At 58.9% G+C, this 16,766-nt stretch carries 15 protein-coding genes; 4 read left to right on the top strand and 11 right to left on the bottom strand.

Annotated elements, in window-relative coordinates:
- Nucleotides 1–79: 79 nt before the first annotated feature.
- Entirely contained in the window at nucleotides 80–841 is a 762-nt protein-coding gene (udp, locus tag EBL_RS18205; protein WP_002444235.1) for a uridine phosphorylase, read from the bottom strand.
- Nucleotides 842–1,089: 248 nt separating this feature from the next.
- On the opposite strand from udp, the gene EBL_RS18210 reads away from it, so the two are divergent.
- On the top strand, nucleotides 1,090–1,914 hold the full coding sequence (locus EBL_RS18210; RefSeq protein ID WP_002444233.1) for a dienelactone hydrolase family protein: 825 nt from the start codon (nucleotides 1,090–1,092) through the stop codon (nucleotides 1,912–1,914).
- 44 nt (nucleotides 1,915–1,958) lie between these two features.
- Here EBL_RS18210 and metE read toward each other — a convergent pair whose 3' ends face one another.
- Nucleotides 1,959–4,220 carry a 5-methyltetrahydropteroyltriglutamate--homocysteine S-methyltransferase gene (gene metE, locus EBL_RS18215; protein ID WP_002444231.1) on the bottom strand — a complete coding sequence of 754 codons (2,262 nt, stop codon included), beginning with the start codon at nucleotides 4,218–4,220 and terminating at the stop codon, nucleotides 1,959–1,961.
- Between the two features lie 129 nt (nucleotides 4,221–4,349).
- Here metE and metR point away from each other — a divergent pair, with 129 nt between their 5' ends.
- Nucleotides 4,350–5,303, top strand: a complete 954-nt coding sequence (gene metR, locus EBL_RS18220; RefSeq protein WP_002444229.1) for an HTH-type transcriptional regulator MetR — start codon at nucleotides 4,350–4,352, stop codon at nucleotides 5,301–5,303.
- On the opposite strand, the gene EBL_RS20195 is transcribed toward metR, so the two are convergent.
- The 6 genes from EBL_RS20195 to pldA all read right to left on the bottom strand — a co-directional run bounded on the left by EBL_RS20195 (nucleotide 5,191) and on the right by pldA (nucleotide 11,641).
- Nucleotides 5,191–6,090 carry a carboxylate/amino acid/amine transporter gene (locus EBL_RS20195; RefSeq protein ID WP_002444227.1) on the bottom strand — a complete coding sequence of 300 codons (900 nt, stop codon included), beginning with the start codon at nucleotides 6,088–6,090 and terminating at the stop codon, nucleotides 5,191–5,193. The two genes, metR and EBL_RS20195, sit on opposite strands and share 113 nt — an antisense overlap.
- A gap of 94 nt (nucleotides 6,091–6,184) precedes the next feature.
- Nucleotides 6,185–6,988 (bottom strand): sugar/pyridoxal phosphate phosphatase YigL, encoded by an 804-nt coding sequence (gene yigL / locus EBL_RS18230; protein WP_002444224.1) that lies wholly within the window; start codon nucleotides 6,986–6,988, stop codon nucleotides 6,185–6,187.
- Between the two features lie 60 nt (nucleotides 6,989–7,048).
- The gene (gene pldB, locus EBL_RS18235; RefSeq protein ID WP_002444223.1) at nucleotides 7,049–8,038 is read right to left on the bottom strand and encodes a lysophospholipase L2; all 990 of its coding nucleotides are present in this window, start codon (nucleotides 8,036–8,038) and stop codon (nucleotides 7,049–7,051) included.
- 152 nt (nucleotides 8,039–8,190) lie between these two features.
- Nucleotides 8,191–8,814 (bottom strand): threonine export protein RhtC, encoded by a 624-nt coding sequence (gene rhtC / locus EBL_RS18240; protein ID WP_002444221.1) that lies wholly within the window; start codon nucleotides 8,812–8,814, stop codon nucleotides 8,191–8,193.
- A gap of 64 nt (nucleotides 8,815–8,878) precedes the next feature.
- Nucleotides 8,879–10,708: an ATP-dependent DNA helicase RecQ gene (gene recQ / locus EBL_RS18245; protein ID WP_014716240.1), complete on the bottom strand. Its 1,830-nt coding sequence runs from the start codon at nucleotides 10,706–10,708 to the stop codon at nucleotides 8,879–8,881.
- Between the two features lie 66 nt (nucleotides 10,709–10,774).
- Nucleotides 10,775–11,641 (bottom strand): phospholipase A, encoded by an 867-nt coding sequence (gene pldA, locus EBL_RS18250; protein WP_002444216.1) that lies wholly within the window; start codon nucleotides 11,639–11,641, stop codon nucleotides 10,775–10,777.
- A gap of 201 nt (nucleotides 11,642–11,842) precedes the next feature.
- On the opposite strand from pldA, the gene EBL_RS18255 reads away from it, so the two are divergent.
- Together EBL_RS18255 and rarD are read left to right on the top strand one after the other, a co-directional pair.
- Entirely contained in the window at nucleotides 11,843–12,280 is a 438-nt protein-coding gene (locus tag EBL_RS18255; RefSeq protein ID WP_034920512.1) for a thioesterase family protein, read from the top strand.
- Between the two features lie 51 nt (nucleotides 12,281–12,331).
- Nucleotides 12,332–13,225 (top strand): EamA family transporter RarD, encoded by an 894-nt coding sequence (rarD, locus tag EBL_RS18260; RefSeq protein WP_002444212.1) that lies wholly within the window; start codon nucleotides 12,332–12,334, stop codon nucleotides 13,223–13,225.
- Between the two features lie 61 nt (nucleotides 13,226–13,286).
- Here the strand turns inward: rarD and corA are convergent, their stop codons facing one another.
- The 3 genes from corA to uvrD all read right to left on the bottom strand — a co-directional run bounded on the left by corA (nucleotide 13,287) and on the right by uvrD (nucleotide 16,726).
- Complete coding sequence (gene corA, locus EBL_RS18265; RefSeq protein WP_002444210.1) at nucleotides 13,287–14,237, bottom strand: magnesium/cobalt transporter CorA; 951 nt, start codon at nucleotides 14,235–14,237, stop codon at nucleotides 13,287–13,289.
- A 144-nt stretch (nucleotides 14,238–14,381) separates the two neighbouring features.
- Nucleotides 14,382–14,438, bottom strand: coding sequence for a YsgD/CorL family protein (gene ysgD / locus EBL_RS20960; RefSeq protein ID WP_373278484.1), 57 nt, complete (start codon nucleotides 14,436–14,438; stop codon nucleotides 14,382–14,384).
- A gap of 125 nt (nucleotides 14,439–14,563) precedes the next feature.
- Nucleotides 14,564–16,726 carry a DNA helicase II gene (gene uvrD, locus EBL_RS18270; RefSeq protein ID WP_002444208.1) on the bottom strand — a complete coding sequence of 721 codons (2,163 nt, stop codon included), beginning with the start codon at nucleotides 16,724–16,726 and terminating at the stop codon, nucleotides 14,564–14,566.
- Nucleotides 16,727–16,766 lie beyond the last annotated feature (40 nt).

Genomic DNA, 16,766 nt, shown 5'->3' on the forward strand with positions numbered 1-16,766 from the left:
TATGAATGTCCAGATAAAAAACGCGATGCGGGTCTGATAAACGGTGGTCTGCCGACTCGCCAGACCACCGTTAAAAGCGTTACAGCAGGCGGCGGGCGGCTTCCACCACAATGCGTACCGCGTGGCTTTCGGTCTGCTTCATGGTTTCGGCGTTGGGGATCTCCTGCTGGGTGCGGTTAACAATCACCCCGGCCACCATCCCCGCGCGCAGCCCCTGGCTGGCGCACATGGTCAGCAGCGTTGCGGATTCCATTTCATAGTTCATCACGCCCATGGACTGCCACTCCGCCATGGAGCCTTTGAATTCACGGGTGACCCGGCCAGAGAAGGTGTCGTAACGCTCCTGGCCCGGGTAGAAGGTATCTGAAGAGGCCGTTACCCCGATATGGGTGGTCGCACCCACGGCACGGGCGGCCTCCACCAGGGCGGTGGTGCAGCTGAAATCAGCCACTGCCGGGAACGCCAGCGGGGCGAAGTGCAGGCTGGCCCCGTCCAGGCGCACCGAGCCGGTAGTCACCAGAACGTCGCCCACATTAATATGCGGCTGAATAGCGCCCGTGGTGCCCACCCGCAGGAAGGTGCGTACCCCAAGCTGGGCCAGCTCTTCTACCGCAATCGAGGTGGACGGGCCGCCAATACCGGTAGAGCAGACAATCACCGCTTTGCCGTCCAGCTCCGCGCGCCAGGAGGTAAACTCGCGGTGAGACGCCAGCAGCACCGGGTTGTCCATCAGCGCGGCTATCTTTTCCACCCGCTGCGGATCCCCGGGAACAATTGCCAGCGTGGCACCCTGTAAATCATTTTTGGTGAGCCCAAGGTGAAAAACATCAGACTGAGACATGGCGAACTCCTTTACGGGTCAGTTATCCGGTTAGCAACGTCACACTCTACCGAAGCCCCGGGGAATATTTCGTGAGTCAGTTCACTTCAAATGAAACAAATTACATTTGATGAGATTTTAAAGTTGAAGAAGATCACAAATTAAAATCTTCACTGGCTATCCGCTGTGGTCGCCTGGCGACTTTTGCGGCGCAAATAACACAGTCTATAGTTAACTCACTGCGCTATACCACGGGTACGGAGAATGCCATGACAGACAACACAACACATAATAATACCGAAGCGAAATACGCCCCTGCGGCTTCCCCCATTGCCACAGCACCGATACAGACCTCCACACAAGGTATTACCGCCCACGAGACCACCGTGCCCAGCCGCGGGGACAGTATGCCTGCCTATGTTGCCGCCCCGGAACATGCCGACGGCCCGCTGCCGATTGTGATTGTGGTTCAGGAGGTTTTTGGCGTTCATGAGCATATTCGCGATATCTGCCACCGCCTGGCCCGGGAGGGGTATCTGGCGGTAGCGCCGGAGCTCTACTTCCGCCAGGGGGACGCCAGTGACTTTGACGATATCCAGAGCCTGCTGACCGGGCTTGTGGCAAAGGTGCCGGATAGCCAGGTTCTGGCGGATCTGGATCATGTGGCCAGCTGGGCGGGCAGAAATGGCGGGGACACCACGCGCCTGATGATAACCGGCTTCTGCTGGGGCGGGCGCATTACCTGGCTGTATGCAGCCCATAACCCGCAGTTAAAAGCCGCCGTGGCCTGGTATGGCCGCCTCACCGGCGACAAAACGCTGAATTCACCGCAGCCCCCGGTCGATGTGGCAACCCAGCTCAGCGCGCCGGTGCTGGGGCTGTATGGCGCGCAGGATACCAGCATCCCCCAGGAGAGCGTGGAGACCATGCGCCAGGCGCTGCGTGCCGCCAACGCCCGGGCAGAGATTGTGGTCTACCCGGATGCCGGGCACGCCTTTAATGCGGACTACCGCCCCAGCTACCACCAGGCCTCAGCGGAGGATGGCTGGCAACGTATGCTGGAATGGTTCGCCCGCTATGGTAAAAGCCGCTAACCCGGAGCTAACTGGCCCCCGTTATCCGTCACGGGGGCTCGCAGTCAGGCGCGGCGCAGGTTTTTCGCCGCCGTCACCATGTTCGCCAGCGCCGCGCGGGTTTCCGGCCAGCCGCGCGTCTTCAGCCCACAGTCCGGGTTCACCCACAGGCGCTGTGCCGGGATATACCGGGCGGCTTTTTGCAGCAGGTTTTCAATCCACGCCACGCTCGGCACATTGGGTGAGTGAATATCATAGACCCCGGGGCCAATCTCATTAGGATATTCAAACGCTTCAAAGGATTCCAGCAGCTCCATATCTGAACGTGACGTCTCAATGGTTATCACATCCGCATCCAGCGCCGCTATCGAATCCATGATGTCGTTAAACTCGCAATAACACATATGGGTGTGGATCTGGGTGTCGTCCCGGGCTACTGCCGCATTCAGGCGGAAGACCTCCACCGCCCAGGCCAGGTACGCCTGCCAGTCGCGCTGGCGCAGGGGCAGCCCTTCCCGCAGGGCCGGTTCATCAATCTGAATAATTCCGATACCGGCCGCCTCCAGATCCGCCACCTCATCACGCAGGGCCAGGGCTATCTGCCTGGCGATGGTCTCCCGGGAGACATCTTCCCTGGGGAAGGACCAGCACAGAATGGTCACTGGCCCGGTGAGCATCCCTTTTACCGGTTTGTCGGTCAGGGACTGGGCATATCTGGCCCACTCAACGGTAATCGGCGCCGGGCGGCTGATATCGCCAATCACCACCGGGGGTTTTACACAGCGCGAGCCGTAGCTCTGCACCCAGCCGTTCTGGGTAAAGGCAAAACCGTCCAGATGCTCGCCAAAGTATTCCACCATGTCGTTACGCTCCGCCTCCCCGTGGACCAGGACATCCAGCCCCAGCCGCTCCTGCTCCGCAATAGCCTGGCGGATATGAGTCGCAATGCCGGTACGGTAGCCGCTGGCATCCAGACGGCCGCGTTTGAAATCCAGCCGCAGGCCGCGGATCTCCGTGGTCTGGGGAAAAGAGCCGATGGTGGTGGTCGGCCAGTCCGGCAGTGAAAACCGGGCGCGCTGCACTTCTGCCCGCCGGGCGTAGGGCTGGTTGCGTTCACTGTCGCGGGCGGTGACTGCCGCCAGGCGTGCGGCCACCGCCGGGTTATGCACCCGGGGCGAGTGACGGCGGGCCTGCACCGGCGCGCTCCACTGGTCGATTTCCCGGGTATCGCCACTGTTCAGGGCATCACGCAGCAGGGCCAGCTCCGTACACTTTTGCAGGGCGAAGGCAAACCAGCTTTTCACCTCATCATCCAGGCGGGTCTCCACGCTCAGATCGATGGGGCTGTGCAGCAGCGAGCAGGAAGATCCCACCCACAGCGGGCGCTGGCCCACCAGCCCCTTCACCCGGGCAAACTGTTTACTCAGATCCGCACGCCACACGTTCCGGCCATTGACCAGGCCCGCCGAGAGCACCCAGCCCTCAGGCAGGCGCTGGTGCAGGGTGTGTATTTCATCATCCCCCAGGACCAGATCCACATGCAGCCCCTGTACCGGCAGTGCGGTTATCACATCCAGGTTCGGGGTCACCCCTTCGAAATAGCTGGTCAGTAGCAGTTTTACCTGGCCTGCCAGTGCCTGATAGGCGGGCAGATACGCCTGGCGCCACGGGTCGGGCAAATCCAGCACCAGGATGGGCTCGTCAATCTGCACCCATTCGATACCGCGCGCCGCCAGGGCGGCCAGCACCTGCTGATACACCGGTAATACAGACGCCAGCAGTTCCAGGCGGTCGAAGGGTTCGCCTTTCACTTTGCCCAGCCACAGCCAGGTCAGCGGCCCGAGGAGTACCGGCTTCACGTTATGGCCCAGCGCCAGCGCTTCGTCGACTTCATCAAGCAACTGGGTCCAGCTCAGGGAAAACTGCTGGCCACGGGTGAACTCCGGCACTATGTAGTGGTAGTTCGTGTTAAACCATTTGGTCATTTCCGACGCCGCCGCAGGCTCGCCGGTCGGGGCACGGCCGCGCCCTATGCGGAACAGGGTGTCGATATCAATATGGCCGTCGGCGTTCTGGTGGCGGGGCGGTACATTCCCCAGCATCAGGCTGGTGGTCAGCACATGATCGTACCAGGCAAAATCCCCCACCGGCAGCAGGTCGATACCGGCGTCTTTTTGCTGTTGCCAGTGGCGGGCGCGCAGTTCACGGCCGGTCTCCAGCAGCTGCTCGCGGGTAGTGCTGCCCGCCCAGTAGCTTTCCTGGGCCTTTTTCAGCTCGCGATGCAAGCCAACGCGGGGAAAACCAAGAGTATGGTTAATTATGGTCATGTTCTTTTTCCTGTCAGCACGATGAATGAAATCGGGATGTTTAGCCGTCCAGATGTTTACACATCCATAATCAGCAGGTAGTGTATATTCCTCAAGCGCAATATCTTCATAGCCGGGTGAACAACATTCATGATCGAGATAAAACACTTGCGGACCTTACAGGCCCTGCGTAATTGCGGTTCGCTGGCCGCGGCGGCGGCGTCGCTGCATCAGACCCAGTCTGCCCTTTCTCACCAGTTTTCTGACCTTGAGCAGCGCCTGGGTTTTCGCCTGTTTGTGCGTAAAAGTCAGCCGCTGCGCTTTACCCCCCAGGGGGAGGTGTTACTGGGGCTGGCAGAGCAAGTGTTACCGCAAATCAGCCAGGCACTGCAGGCGTGCCATGAGCCCCGGCAGGCCAGGCTGCGTATGGCTATCGAGTGCCACAGCTGTATCCAGTGGCTGACCCCGGCGCTGGAAAATTTCCGTACCGCCTGGCCCCAGGTGGAGGTGGACTTTACATCCGGTGTTGCCTTTGATCCCCAGCCGTCCCTGCAACAGGGGGAGCTGGATATTGTGCTGACTTCCGATATTCTGCCGCGCAGCAACCTGCACTATTCCCCCATGTTCGACTATGAAGTGCGCCTGGTGCTGGCCGCTGACCATCCGCTGGCGCAGCGGGCCCATATCACCCCGCAGGATCTGGCCTGTGAAACCCTGCTGATTTACCCGGTGCAGCGCCAGCGCCTGGATATCTGGCGCCACTTCCTGCAACCGGCGGGCATCAGCCCGCAGCTGAAAAGTGTCGATAACACCCTGCTGCTGATTCAGATGGTGGCGGCAAAAATGGGGATAGCGGCGCTGCCGCACTGGGTGGTGGAGTCGTTTGAGCGCCAGGGGCTGGTGGTGACAAAGCGCCTGGGCGAGGGGTTATGGAGCCGGCTGTACGCCGCCGTGCGTGACGGGGAACAGCGCCAGCCGGCGGTAGAGGCGTTTATTCACTCGGCCCGGCAGCACGCCTGCGATTATCTGCCGCGGGTGCGCAACGTGGCGCAACCCAGTGCCGGTGCACCCACAGGGAAGCGAGTATCACAGCCCCGCCTGTAATAAACGCAGGCCAGTGCGGCTGTTGCTGCCAGATCAGGAAATTCACCAGTAAGCCTGCCGGGATATGCACATTATTCATGATCCCGAGCGTACCGGCGTCCACCTGGGTGGCGCCGTAGTTCCACATAAAATACCCCAGCCCGGAGGCGACCACCCCAAGGCAGACCAGGATCCCCCACTGCAGGCCAGTGGTGGGTAAATGCTGCGGGTTGCCGAAGATAAACCAGGCCACCACCGTCACCAGAAAGGCGCCAAGGTAGAACCACGAAAATGCCGTATGCTGCGCCACCGGGTAGAGCTCTATCAGGCGTTTATAGCCCACCATGCCAATGGCAAAACAGATATTAGCCAGCTGAACCAGCAGCAGCCCCAGCAGGAAATGGTCACTGAGCCTGTCATAGCGAATGATAGCCGCACCAATCACCGCCAGCAGGGCGCTCAGGGCATAACCCCAGCGTAACGGCCGCCTGCTGAGCAGGTCGTAAATAAGCGTGACATACAGCGGGGTAAAAATGGTGAACAGTAAAAATTCCGGCACCGTGAGGTACAAATAGGCCCGGAAACTGAGGATATACATCACCCCGAGCTGTAGCGCCCCCACCAGCATATACAGGGCCAGTACCCGTGGTTTTTGCCCGCCACGGCGTAAAAACGGCAAAAAGACCAGCGCCGCCAGCCCCACCCGCACCAGGGCAGAAAAGTAGCTGTCCACATGGCCTGCCAGATACTCGCCCGTCAGGCTGAACGAAAAGGCCCACAGAATGGTGGTAATAATCAGTAGTGGCACAACAGCCCCCGGAGTCAGTCAACAGCGGCCATTGTAGCGGGAAACAAGGTTGACGAGTGGTCATAAATACGCCACTCGTCAGCGGGCAGGAAAATCAGCCTATCGCATACATTTTGCGCAGGTAACGGGGCACGGCATCATCCCGGTTGGAGCCAATCACTTCCAGCTCCGGCAGCAGGTCTTTCAGGCGCTGATGGGCATTTCCCATAATGCAGCCTTTGCCGGCCATGGTCAGCATCTCCTGGTCGTTCATTCCGTCACCGAAGGCAATACACGAGGCCAGGCTCTCCCCCATTTTGCGCGACACGGACGCCAGCGCGTGGCCTTTGGAGACACCCCCGGCCATCACTTCCAGGCAGGTGAGCGTTGAAAAGCTCACGTTTACCCGGTCACCCCAGCGGGCGTTGATCGCCTCTTCCAGGGGCAGCAGCGTCTCATGGTCATGGCCGGTAAAGTATACCTTGCTGACCCCGTCGGTCTCCAGCATTCCGGGCTGGAAGGTCTGGCAGGTAAAGACACTCTCTCTGAAATAGTCCATATCCCCCGGGCGCAGGCGGTTGATATACCAGTTATCGCCACGGTAGACATTGGTATAGATATCCGGCCGGTGGTAGACCACGTTGTACAGATCCTGGGCGATTTCGGGGGCCAGATCATGGGAAAACACCAGATTACCGGCGCTGTCATGCACCCGGGCACCGTTGGACGTTATCATAAATGCGTCGATACCCAGGCTGCTGCGCAACTGGGCTACGTCGATATGGTGGCGCCCGGTGGCAAAGATAAAATGCACGCCCCGGGCCGTGAGCTGTTGCAGTGTTTGTCGGGTGTAGGGGGTTAACAGGTGGTCGGGGGACAATAACGTGCCGTCTAAATCAGATGCGACAATCTGGTACATAAAATGAATTTACCCTCTGGTCATAGAAGATGCGGCGGACACGCCGCCGGGCGAAAGCGCTTAATGCCGTTTGAAAAAATCAACAATGGCAGTCAGCGCGGCGGCGCGCATAGTGTCCTTTTCAAACAGGATCTCATGGTACGCGCCGGGGATAACTAACGGCTGCCCCCCGTCACACGGGTGGCCTGCCTCCGCCATGGCGGCGCAGAAGCGATCGTGGGCGGCGTTTTCCACCACGTGATCCTCAGCCGCCTGGATCAATAATAACGGTGCGGTGATATCAGCGGCCCCGGCCATCACCTGCTCTGCGGCGAGCAGGCTTTCCCGCACCCAGTGGTTGGTTGGCCCCCCCACCCGGATTGCCGGTTCATCCGCATAGAAGCGCACATTACGCCGGTAGCGCTCCTTGCTGTGGGTCAGCACATTGAGGCTAAACCCCAGCGCCCGCCAGCGGCCGGTGCCGAGGGCGTAATTATCGCGCAGGTGGGCACGCTCTTCGGTCCAGTCCAGAATATGGCGCACTACCCAGTCGGGGAAGCGAATAATAATGCCGAACATCGGTGCACACAGGGCCACCGCATCGGCGGCCTGGGGGTGGCGCTGTAAGAACAGCACGCTCACCGCCCCGCCCATGGAGTGGGCCAGCAGATAGCGCTTACGCCACGGTCCGGGCATGACCTCCTGCATCCAGAAGGTTTCGAAGTCGTCTACATAGTCGCTGAATCTGACCACGTGGCCGCGATGGGTATCCGTCAGCAGGCGTCCGGATCGCCCCTGGCCCCGGTGATCGATAATTAATACATCAAAACCGTGCTGGTACAGGTCGTAGGCGACCTCGGCGTATTTGACGTAGCTTTCAATGCGCCCCGGGCAAATCACCACCACCCGGTCATGGTGTGCGGCGCAGAACTTCACGAAGCGTATCGGGACCCCCTCAACACCCGTAAATTCGCCCTCTTCCCGTAATTGCCAGAACGCGGTCAGCGGGCCAACGGTAAATGCCGCGAAGCATTTTTCCCTGTAAAACCAACTATTTTTACCTTTTAACATAGATGGCTATAAACTTCCGTGCGTGTAGATTGGCTTTTTTGCCGGTGGATATTCCCACCAGCGACAATAAGACATTGTGGCATAAAAGCGCCAGCCCGGGGAGTTTCAGATAGGGCCAGACGGCGCACGGCCAGCGCCGCGCGCCCGGGTGTTTAGCGGGAAATAATCAGGTGGATGCCAAACAGGGTGAATAACCCCCCCGCCATGCCGTCGATCCACTTAGCCATGCGCTGATAACCCCGGCGCATGGCCGGAAGCGCAAACAGGCAGGCCACGGTACTGAACCAGGCGCAGGTCTCCAGCGCAATCATCACAAACAGCCCGATACGCTCGGTATGGCCAACGCTGTCGCCCACAAACAGGGAGAATACGCTGCCGAAGTAGATAATCGCCTTCGGGTTAGAGAGGTTGGTGAGAAGCCCGCGCAGGAAACTGCGCCAGCCATTGTGGGCCAGCTCCACAACGGGGGTGTCCTGCGTGCCGGTTTTCTTTTGCAGTGCGCTGCGCAGCATATGGTAGCCCATCCAGCACAGATACAGGCCGCCGCCTATCATAATGGCATTATGCAGCCAGGCCATTTTTTGCAGCAGAATATGCAGCCCCAGCAGGGCGACCGCCGCCCAGACCATAATGCCGACGGTTATCCCCAGCACGCCCAGCATTGCCTCTCGTCGCGAGCGGCTTACCGCCGTCTGGGAAACGAAGAAAAAGTCCGGCCCCGGGCTCATCAGCGCAATCAGATGCACTAATGCCACCGTTAAAAAAAGCATCAACATAGAAGACTCTGGGAATAGAGAAGAAGATCAGGCTGACTATATTGGCACTTTTTACCGGGGCTGACTACTCCTCGTCGTCGCCATCCACATGCTGCCTGATCAGGGTCATAAATGGCCGCCCGAAACGCTCCAGTTTGCGCGTGCCCACCCCGTTTACGCTGAGCATTTCACCGGGGCTGAGCGGCATCTGCTCGGCCATTTCAATCAGCGAGGCATCATTGAATACCACATAAGGCGGGATATTTTCTTCGTCCGCAATGGCTTTACGCAGTTTGCGCAGCTTCGCGAACAGCTTGCGGTCATAATTGCCGCCGTAAGATTTCTGCATCGCCCGGGGTTTGAGCGCGACCACCCGCGGCACGGCCAGCATCAGCGGCGTTTCACCGCGCAATACCGGGCGGGCCGCCTCGGTCAGTTGCAGCGCCGAATGCTGGGCAATGTTCTGGGTGGCCAGCCCCAGGTGAATAAGCTGGCGGATAACGCTGACCCAGTGTTCGTGGCTTTGCTCCCGGCCAATGCCGTATACCGGCAGCTTGTCATGGCGGTTGTCGCGAATACGCTGGCTGTTAGCGCCGCGCAGCACCTCCACCACGTACCCCATGCCGAAGCGCTGGTTTACCCGGTAAATGGCCGATAGCGCTTTCTGGGCATCTTTGAGGCCGTCATAACGGCGCGGCGGATCAAGGCAGATATCGCAGTTGCCGCACGGCTCCTGGCGGCCTTCGCCAAAGTAGTTCAGCAGCACCAGGCGGCGGCAGGTTTGCGCCTCGGCAAAGGCGCCCATGGCATTGAGCTTATGGCGTTCAATGTCCTGGAGCGGCCCGGAGGGCTTTTCATCCAGGCAGCGGCGCAGCCAGGCCATATCGGCCGGATCATAAAACAGCATCGCCTCTGCGGGCAGCCCGTCACGCCCGGCGCGGCCCGTTTCCTGATAGTAGGATTCGATATTACGCGGAATATCAAAGTGCACCACAAAGCGCACGTTGGGTTTGTTAATCCCCATGCCGAAGGCCACCGTGGCCACGACGATTTGCAAATCGTCGCGCTGGAACTGCTCCTGCACCCGGGCGCGGATGTCGTTTTCCAGCCCCGCATGGTATGCCCCGGCGCTGATACCGCGGCTTTGCAGGCGGGCGGCGGTGTCTTCCACCTTCGCCCGGCTGTTGCAGTAAATAATGCCGGACTTTCCGCGCTGCTCCTGCACATAGCGCATCAGCTGGTCGAGGGGTTTAAATTTCTCCATCAGCATATAGCGGATGTTGGGGCGGTCGAAGCTGCTTATCTGGATAAGCGGGTCCTTAAGCCCCAGCAGCCGGACAATATCAAGGCGGGTGGTATCGTCTGCGGTGGCGGTCAGCGCCACGAAGGGCACTTCAGAGAAGCGGTGGCGCAACTGGCCGAGCAGCGCATACTCCGGGCGGAAGTCGTGGCCCCACTGGGAAATGCAGTGCGCCTCATCCACCGCCAGCAGCGCCAGTTTCCACTGGCTGAGCTGGTCGATAAGGCTGTCCATCATCAGCCGCTCCGGGGCCACATACAGCAGGCGGATCTCCCCGTGCCGACAGCCGTTCATCACTGCCAGCTGCTGTTCGCGGCTCTGGGTGGAGTTCAGACAGGCGGCGGGGACACCGTTCGCCAGTAGCTGGTCTACCTGATCTTTCATCAGCGAAATCAGCGGCGAGACCACCACCGTAAGCCCGTCGAGGATCAGGGCCGGGATCTGATAACAGAGTGACTTCCCGCCGCCGGTGGGCATCACCACCAGGGAGTCCTGGCCGCCGAGGATGGCGTCAATAATCGCCTCCTGGCCCGGGCGGAATTGCTGGTAGCCAAAGGTCTCCTGCAGGACCTGTTTCGCCAGCGATACCTGATTTAACACTTCCGCCTCTGCCACATTCACCCCGTTGCTAAAAAACAAAACAGGCGCTATTTTCAGCGCCCGTTTGCGAAACTGCAATGGTTAAAACACATCGTTAAGCATAACCCCGATACCTATCCGGGTCTGGTTAAAGTTATAGTCAATCAGCGATTCGCCGTATCCACTGTATAACTGACTGTAAACCCTGACATGTTTGGTTATCGGGTAGCTGACACCCAGCTCCGCGCCGCCGTAGCCGGTGTTCCAGTTATATTGCCCCTTGGCGCTCAGGATCCAGTCACCCAGCTCATAGCCCAGTTTGAGCTGGTAGTAGCCCATATACTTCGTGATGTCCGGGTTATCGTTGCTGTCACCCAGCACATACCAGGGTTTTACCTCCACCAGGAAGTGGTTATTTTTCGCCGCCAGGCGGGTGTATAGCCGGTTCCAGCTGCGGGATGTGGGGTCTGAGCGGCCATTCGACTGGTGGTTATAGCCCACTTCCACATCCTGTAATGTCCACTCCCCGAAGCGGTAGTCCGTGGCCCAGCCCAGGAACAGCTGCGGCTCGTAGTTGGTTTCGCGAAACGGGGCAGACTCGTGGCTGTTAGACAGCTGCCACCACGAGCGCTGGGTGTAGGAGGCCGCCAGCACCGAATTATCCCCGGCAATACCGCGCCACAGGGGGAATGCCAGGCTTATCTGGAATTTCACCTCATCTTTGCGGGCATGTTCTGACCAGTTGTAGGAGCTTATCGCCTCTTTATTGAGGTCGCTGGTCCAGGTGTAGATGGCGTAGTTACTTTCGTAGGGGTAGAGAACAAAGGGAGAATCATAGGATTGCAGCAGATTATGCATAATGCTGCCTTTGGTCTCCTGGGGGTCACGCACGGTATCTTCAGCTGCAAAAGCCACTCCGGCACCCGACAGCAGGCTCGCCGCCGTTACTTTTGCTACCCAGTGTTTCATAAACCGTCGTCTCCTGATCGTTATAATTTAAAAGTCCTTTGTGGCAATTTAACCATTAATTTTGCAAAAACTTCAGTAGCTTTACTAATCCTTAACCACAACAATTGCAATTTAAAAAATAAACATCATTATAACATTCGGACTGATCCGACCACTCTGGAGGTTATTTTGACTGCCGCACTGTTACCTGCCGATACCGTGATGAAAATGGTCGGCGATATGTTTATCTACCAGATGCCGTTTAACCGTGCCCTGGGGCTGGAGCTGGCGCATTTTGATGCGGTCTCCGCCCGGCTGGTGTTCAGCCAGCAACCGATGATGATAGGCAACTGGGCTCAGCAAATACTGCACGGCGGCGTTATCGCCTCGGCCATGGATGTGGCGGCGGGGCTGGTCTGTGTCGGCAATACGCTCAGCCGCTATGATCCCATCAGCGAAGAGGAGCTCCACCGCCGGTTAGCGCGTATGGGCACCATTGATTTGCGGGTAGATTATTTGCGCCCCGGGCGGGGAACTCGCTTTACCGCCAGCGCAGCCCTGTTGCGGGCCGGGAACAAAGTTGCCGTGGCGCGGGTGGAGCTGCACAACGAAGAGCAGCTGCACATTGCCACCACCACCGCCACCTATATGGTGGGGTGAGAGCCCAAATCCTGCTACACTCCGGCTACTTTTCTCTGGCTTGTAGCGCACATGGATCCGAAACAATCGCGGCAGGGGGTTATCCTCGCTATTGCCGCCTATTTTATCTGGGGCGTTGCTCCGGCCTATTTTAAATTGATCCAGGCGGTGCCTGCGGATGAGATCCTCACGCACCGTATTATCTGGTCGTTCTTCTTTATGCTGGTGCTGATTACCGCCAGCCGCCAGTGGCAACAGGTCAGCAAGATCCGCAAGATGCCGAAAAAACTGCTGGCGCTGGCGCTCTCGGCGGTGCTGGTTGGCGGGAACTGGCTGCTGTTTATCTGGGCGGTGAACCATAACCATATGCTGGAGGCGAGCCTCGGGTACTTTATCAACCCGCTGGTGAATGTGCTGCTGGGGATGTTATTTCTCGGCGAGCGCTTCCGGCCTATGCAGTGGCTGGCGGTGTTGCTGGCAGCCGCCGGGGTGGTTATCCAGCTGTGGACCTTTGGCTCGTTACCGGTGATTGCGCTGGGGCTGGCTTTCAGCTTCGCGTTTTACGGGCTGGTGCGTAAGAAAATTGCCGTGGATGCCCAAACCGGCATGCTGGCAGAGACCCTGTGGCTGCTGCCGTTTGCGGCGATTTATCTGTTTGGCATCGCCGACAGCCCCACCAGCCATATGGGGAGTAATCCGGCCAGCCTGAATCTGTTACTGCTGGCCGCCGGGGTGATAACCACCGTGCCGCTGCTGTGCTTTACCGGAGCCGCTACCCGGTTGCGGCTCTCCACCCTGGGCTTCTTTCAGTACATTGGCCCGACGCTGATGTTTCTGCTGGCGATTGTGTTTTACGGGGAGGTGCCCGGGCCGGATAAGCTGGTCACCTTCGGGTTTATCTGGGCTGCGCTGGCGATTTTTATTATCGATGCCCTGTATACCCAGCGGCGGCTGAGCCGGAAATAATCCCCCACCAGAAAAAAAGCCCGGTTATCGATGATAGCCGGGCTTTTTTATCCGCAGTGGCTTACAGCCAGTTGCGGCGTTTGAAATAGAGATACGGTGCCAGACCGGCGAGGATCATAAACACAATCGCCGCAGGGTAACCAAAGCTCCAGTGCAGCTCCGGCATAAACTCAAAGTTCATCCCGTAGCTGGAGGCCACCAGCGTCGGCGGCAGGAACACCACAGACACCACCGAGAAGATTTTAATAATCCGGTTCTGCTCGATATTGATAAAGCCCATGGCCGCCTGCATCAGGAAGTTCACTTTCTGGAACAGTGATTCGTTGTGCGGCAGCAGGGATTCGATATCGCGCAGGATCTCGCGCGCCTGCTCAAGCTGCCCGCCCGGTAAGCGGGCCTTGCGCACCAGGAAGTTCAGGGCGCGCTGGGTATCCATCAGACACAGGCGCACCTTCCAGCCGATATCTTCCTGCTCAGCAAGGGTGGAGAGCGCTTCATCGTACTCGTCGCCCTGCTGGCCTTCCATAATCACCCGGCTGAGTTTTTCCAGGTCGCTGTAGATATTTTCAATTTCATCCGCCAGCTGTTCGATTTTGGTCTCAAACAGATCCAGCAGCAGCTCATAGGCGTTTCCGTCTACCATCGCCTGGTTGCGGGCGCGCATACGGTAGAGGCGAAAAGCCGGCAGTTCACGCTCGCGCAGGGTGAACAGGCGGCCGTTGCGGATGGTAAACGCCACTGTGGAGTTACCCGCATGATCATCGGCATCTTCAAAAAAGAAGAAGGAGTGAATATGCAGGCCGTCGTCATCTTCAAAAAAACGGGCGGATGCTTCGATGTCTTCCAGCTCCGGACGGGTCGCCAGGCTCTGGGCCAGCTCCGTTTGCACGCGTTCGCGCTCGTCTTCATCCGGCTCTACTAAATCAACCCACACGGAACTGGTCAGCGTCTCTGACCCGTCCAGCTCTATGCGGGCCAGTCGATTATTTTCTAACTGAAATGCGCTCAACATGACCGGGGCTCCCAATACTAAAACGTCAGAACGGAACCATGGGCACACAGAAACGAGAGGAGTTTCAGACCAAACAGCCTGACTCAATGCGACGGGAAACAGACCGCCGACAACCACTAAGGCTATCGGCACATGAGGATAGCCTTAGAAGTTGTACCTGGATAACAGGTAGTTGAGCCAGCATCTACTGGGTGTGTCCAAGGCATGTGTCCTCTTTGTGTAATCGTGGGCGCATGTTACGCCAGCCGTAAATAGGCGTCAACATGCAACCCGATGGCTGTGGATAATTTATCCCCGTCTTGTTTGCGGTAATGTGAAGGCGCGCATTACACGGTCTCCAGGCGGGCGTAAGCCGCCACCAGCCATTTGATCCCCTGCCCCTGGAAAGCCACCTGCACCCGGCTGTGCTCGCCGCTGCCTTCCAGATTAACAACGGTGCCTTCACCAAATTTGGCATGACGCACCCGCTGGCCCAGCTTATAGCCGCTGTCGCTCTCAGCCAGCGGGGTGCCCATACGCTGATGGTTCGCCGGGCGGCTGATACTGGCGCGCAGGCGCACTTCCTCAATGCAGTTTTCCGGCAGCTCGCCAATAAAGCGCGATGGCCGGTGGTAGGCTTCTTTGCCGTACAGACGGCGGGTTTCCGCATAGGTGATGGTCAGTTTCTGCATGGCGCGGGTGATCCCCACATAAGCCAGGCGGCGCTCTTCTTCAAGGCGTCCGCCCTCTTCCAGCGACATCTGGCTGGGGAACATGCCCTCTTCCACGCCCACCATAAAGACCTGGGGGAACTCCAGCCCTTTGGCCGAGTGGAGCGTCATCAGCTGTACCGCATCCTGCCAGGTGTCGGCCTGGCCTTCACCGGCCTCCAGCGCCGCGTGTGATAAAAACGCCTGGAGCGGCATTAAGTCTTCGTCTTCATCCTGGTAGCTGAACTGGCGGGTGGCGGTGACCAGCTCTTCAAGGTTTTCGATGCGCGTCTGGCCCTTTTCGCCCTTTTCCTGCTCGTACATCAGCTTCAGCCCCGAGTCATGGATAACCCGGTCAGTCTGCACATGCAGCGGCATGTCGGCGGTTTCCCGGGCCAGCGCTTCAATAAGCTCCATAAAGCGCTGCAGGGCACCGGCGGCACGGCCTGCCAGGGCCTTTTCCTGCAGAAGGGCACGACACGCCTGCCACAGGGTTAACTGGCGGTCCCGGGAGGTCTGGCGCACCACATCAAGGGTGCGATCGCCAATGCCCCGGGTGGGCGTATTGACCACGCGCTCAAAGGCCGCGTCGTCGTTACGGTTGGCAATCAGGCGCAGATACGAGAGCGCGTCCTTGATTTCCTGGCGTTCGAAGAAGCGCATACCGCCATAGATACGGTACGGCATGCTGGCCTGCAGCAGCGCCTCTTCCAGTACCCGGGACTGGGCGTTACTGCGGTACAGAATGGCGCAGTGCTCCAGGGCGCCGCCGCTCTCCTGCCAGGTTTTGATCCGGTTGACCACAAAGCGCGCTTCGTCCAGCTCATTGAACGCGCAATACACAGAGATAGGCTCGCCGTCGCCGCCGTCGGTCCACAGCTCTTTGCCCAGCCGCCCGTTGTTATTGGCTATCAGGGCGTTAGCCGCGCTGAGAATGGTGTTGGTTGAGCGGTAGTTTTGCTCCAGGCGGATCGTCTGCGCCCCGGGGAAGTCCTTCAGAAAGCGCTGGATGTTCTCCACCTGGGCACCGCGCCAGCCGTAGATGGACTGGTCGTCGTCGCCCACTATCATCACTTTGCCGGTATCACCGGCCAGCAGGCGGATCCAGGCGTACTGAATACTGTTGGTGTCCTGGAATTCATCCACCAGGATATTGGTAAAGCGCTCGCGGTAGTGGTTAAGAATATGCGGCTTGTTGAGCCACAGTTCGTGGGCGCGCAGCAGCAGCTCGGCGAAGTCTACCAGACCGGCGCGGTCACAGGCTTCCTGATACGCCTGATACACCTTCTGCCAGGTTTGCTCTACCGGGTTCCCGTAGCTCTCAATATGGTGCGGGCGCAGCCCTTCATCTTTTTTGCCGTTGATAAACCACATGGCCTGGCGGGCGGGCCACTGTTTTTCATCCAGATTCATCGCTTTGATGAGCCGCTTTAACAGGCGCATCTGATCTTCGCTGTCGAGGATCTGGAAATCCTGGGGGAGGTTTGCATCCATATGGTGGGCGCGCAGCAGGCGGTGCGCCAGGCCGTGGAAGGTGCCGACCCACATTCCCCCCTGGGTGGTGCCCATCAGCTCGCCAATGCGGTGGCGCATTTCTGCCGCCGCCTTGTTGGTGAAGGTGACCGCCATAACCGAGTACGGGGAGCAGTTCTCAACCGAGATAAGCCAGGCGATCCGGTGCACCAGCACCCGGGTTTTACCGCTGCCGGCACCGGCCAGCACCAGCATATTGCTGCGGGGTGCAGCCACCGCCTCGCGCTGTTTGTCATTCAGGCTATCAAGCAGATAAGAAACGTCCATTGGCACCGCCCCATGTGGTGAAGAGGGGCAGATACCCCTG

It is taken from the genome of Shimwellia blattae DSM 4481 = NBRC 105725, from assembly GCF_000262305.1.
GTDB lineage: Bacteria > Pseudomonadota > Gammaproteobacteria > Enterobacterales > Enterobacteriaceae > Shimwellia > Shimwellia blattae.